4 protein-coding genes are annotated in these 3,583 nt (G+C 41.8%); 3 read left to right on the forward strand and 1 reads right to left on the reverse strand.

Annotation, left to right across the window (positions count from 1 at the left end):
• Positions 1-178 precede the first annotated feature (178 nt).
• Positions 179-679, forward strand: coding sequence for a GNAT family protein (locus tag FKN16_RS23985; protein ID WP_170903710.1), 501 nt, complete (start codon positions 179-181; stop codon positions 677-679).
• A gap of 125 nt (positions 680-804) precedes the next feature.
• Positions 805-1,269, forward strand: coding sequence for a GIY-YIG nuclease family protein (locus FKN16_RS23990; protein ID WP_170903711.1), 465 nt, complete (start codon positions 805-807; stop codon positions 1,267-1,269).
• Between the two features lie 37 nt (positions 1,270-1,306).
• Here FKN16_RS23990 and FKN16_RS23995 read toward each other — a convergent pair whose 3' ends face one another.
• Entirely contained in the window at positions 1,307-2,275 is a 969-nt protein-coding gene (locus tag FKN16_RS23995; RefSeq protein WP_170903712.1) for an IS30-like element ISVa6 family transposase, read from the reverse strand.
• A 708-nt stretch (positions 2,276-2,983) separates the two neighbouring features.
• On the opposite strand from FKN16_RS23995, the gene FKN16_RS24005 reads away from it, so the two are divergent.
• Positions 2,984-3,346, forward strand: a complete 363-nt coding sequence (locus FKN16_RS24005; RefSeq protein ID WP_170903709.1) for a hypothetical protein — start codon at positions 2,984-2,986, stop codon at positions 3,344-3,346.
• The last annotated feature ends 237 nt before the right edge of the window (positions 3,347-3,583 follow it).

Consider the following 3,583-nt stretch of genomic DNA (forward strand, 5'->3'; position numbering starts at 1 on the left):
TAGTTTATAACAAACTGTTTAAGAGTGATTCGCAACGCGTGGCATTTTTACTATGCGTTGGTTTAGTTGATTAAGGTGGTATGCGGCGGCATCGGTATTGCGTTGCTCACACCTTAACAGGGCGTTAGTTGTTGCCGGAAGTACAAAGCAATTCCAATTACAATAGGAGTTAAGTTACGTGAGTTTAGTTGTACGTCAGGTGACTCTCGATGATGCTGAAGGCATTACAAATGTCCTCAACCCCATCATTATTGAAGGCTTATACACGGTATTGGACACAACCTTTACCCCTGAAGAAGAAAAAGAGTTTATTGCTCAATTTCCTGAGCGCGGTGTGTTTACAGTTGCGTTGTCCGGAAGTGACTCAACGGTTATTGGTTTCCAAAATATTGAGCCGTTAGCACAATACACAAAAGCTTTTGACCACGTAGGTATAATTGGTACGTTTGTCAGTGAAAATGCTCGTGGTCAAGGTGTTTCAAAAGAGCTTTTCAACTCGACATTCGAAGTTGCAAAGCAAAAGGGCTATGAAAAGCTATTTGCTTACGTCCGCAGTGATAATGAGCGAGCTTTGGCAGCTTATCTTAAACAAGGCTTTGAAATTGTAGGTACAGCGAAGAAGCATGCAAAAGTTCGCGGGGAATACGTAGACGAAGTCCTCATTGAGAAGTTTTTGTAGGTGTTGAGTAGAAAAAACTAACAAGGCATTTAAGAGTGATTCGCAACGCTTGGCAGTTTCGCTTCGCTCAAGTATAGCCAAGCGTCGCTCACACCTTAATGCGGCGTTAGGGCTACAAGGAAATTATGGCACTCTATTTTATTATCGAAAACGAAGACCTAATTAATCAGCGGATTAAAATCGGAATAAGCAAAGATCCGGTTAAACGTCTAAAGACTTTGCAAACGGAAAACTCGAGAAGACTTGCCTTAATGGGCTGGATTAACAGTGGTACTGATCGTGAGCTTGAAAGGCAACTACACCAGAAGTACAGAGAGCAGCGTGTAATTGGGGAATGGTTCGAAATAAACCATGAAATTGTACTCGACTTATTAAAAGCGCATAGCCACTGCAGTTATATCGCAAAACAATCTAACGCAGGTGAATTGATAGGTTATGACAGGCATGGGATCCCCGAATATGAAGGTACGTGGGAGTGGGGAACACTCGATGATTCAGATTATTGCCCTGAGTGCGGTAGTAGCCTAGGACTTAGTTACAATGAAAACTATGGCGGTGAACGCTGTTTAAAGTGTGGTTTCACCGTGTAGTTGCAGCCTTAGTATCAAGTTTGAAGTGCGACACTTTCTACAGATGCGCATGAATATACTCCGTTGGTGTCCTATACCCAAGTCTTTTGCGTGGGCGCGTATTTAATTTGTGTGCAATTTCATTACAGAGCTTCTGTGTCACGTGTGACATAGAAGTTCGTTTTGGTAAGTATTGTCGTATCAAGCCGTTGGTGTTTTCATTTGTACCTCGTTCCCATGAGTGGTATGGATTTGCAAAGTAAAACAGACAGTTATGGTGTTTCTCTAGTTGTGCGTAACCATGAAATTCAGTGCCATTATCCGCAGTTATCGTCTTAAAAGGTAAGTCAGAGCGGGTCATGATTTTGCTCATTCTTACGTTGAGCGACTCGCTTGTTCTATCGTCCATTTGCCCAATAAAAGTGTAGCCAGTCATTCTGTCGACTAAAGTCACGATACAGTGCTTGGTTCCGCGGCCAACGACGGTATCAATTTCCCAGTGACCAGGCTCTTTTCGATGCTCAGCTTTTGTAGGTCTTTCGGTAATATGACGCTTTGCTGCCAGCCGACCTCGGCTGTCTTTTGAGTTATACCTTTTGCGCCTTTTCTTAGTGGATTGGCGTAGGTGTTTCCATAGAGTTCCACCGAGAGTTTTGTCGTTCCAAATATGCTGATAAATGAGCTCGTGGCTCATTGTTGGGTAGCCTCTTACTCTTAGGTATCCGACGATTTGGTCAGGGCTCCAATCCAGTCGTAGCAAGGCTTCAGGTAACCTGAAGTCGATTTCGCTGTAGCGCTTATTTCTGCGCGACCGGCTCAGCCGGTTGCGAGCCATTTGTTGGGCTCTCCACGCCTGATAGGAGTACCTTTTAAAGTGTCTGTTGTATCGGGAATTACGTTCAATTTCTCGATAGATAGTGGCTTTGTGACGACCCAGTTGTTTAGCTATTTTAACGGTACTAATTCCTTGCTTTCTGAGTGCAGAAATCATATACCTTTCGTTCTCAGTGAGGTGCGTGTATTTCATGTTTTTTACTTCTTGGCGGGAGCAAACTTCATGATTATCGCATCTCACTGTTTTTATGTTCAGAGGTGTCGCACTTCGTACTTGAATCCAAGAGCCCTAACAAAGCGTTTAAGGCAGATTCGCAACGCATGATATTTTTAGTTTAAATTAGCTTTAGTGTTTACGGCACAATGCTTTAGGTTGTGTGGTAGCGTTGCTCACTACTTAACGCGGCGTTATACGTAATGAGAGTATGAAGATATATTTATTGGTAGCAACACTGCTTCAACTGACTCTACTGAGTTTTTCGAAATATTATGGTTCTATTGCGAATGACGTACTTAAAAGCGCAGTAGAAATACAAGGCTCTAATCTTCTATCTTCACTTGATAAGTTCCAGTATTACAGTGACCTAGATGATTATTTAGGCTATGTTTCCGCCACAATTTGGGTGATGGTTGTAGTAGTCACAAAGTTGAAAAATGTATCAAGCACCAATATGGCAAATTTGGCTATTTGTTTACCGCTGTTATTTCATATAGTTTTGATGGCTATTTAGCACAAAATTTTGGTGGTGAAATAATAAGCAGTAATAATTGGAAATTACGTATAACAAACAATTTAAGAGTGATTCAGCACGCGTGGCATTTTTGGTATGCGTTAGTTTTGGGTGTTGAAGTGCCATGCGGTAGCTTGGTCATTGCGTGCTTCACACCTTAATTGGGCGTTATGCATCAAAAGGAGTCAAGTATCAAAGATATATTTTCAATATTTTCGTACACAATGCTTTTAGGTATTAGCTCTATATTTGGTTTTATGAATATGGTTGGAGAAATGGGGCTAGCTATTCTAGCCGGCTCTATCGGCCTAGCTTTTGCCAATATAGATAAAATTTCTAAGTTTAAAGGTGCTGGTTTTGAAGCAGAGATGTGCAAAACAGTTTTACATAAGCCAACGGGAATAGTACACAAACTGGCGGAAGACGGTAAAACTACTAGCTGTGGTGTGGATTTACAGACTAACCCTAAAGATTGGGCAGCATCTACAGAAAAAGTCACTTGTACTCACAACGGTTGCAAAAATGATGCATAACAAATTGTTCAAGAGTGATTCGGCACGCGTGGCACTTTTACTATGCGTTGGTTTAAGTGATTAAGGTGGCATGCGGAAGCATTGGCATTGCGTGCCTCACACCTTAACAAGGCGTTAGCTGAATAGAGGCAACTTTGATTATGTTTGTAATTCCAGATACTGATAAGAAAATACGGGCGAAGATCTCTAGCTACAAATCGGCGTTTAACCGTGAACTGAGAGATTATGGGTATATCT

This window comes from Vibrio sp. 11-4(1) (assembly GCF_013048625.1).
In the GTDB taxonomy this organism is placed as follows: Bacteria; Pseudomonadota; Gammaproteobacteria; order Enterobacterales; family Vibrionaceae; genus Vibrio; species Vibrio diabolicus.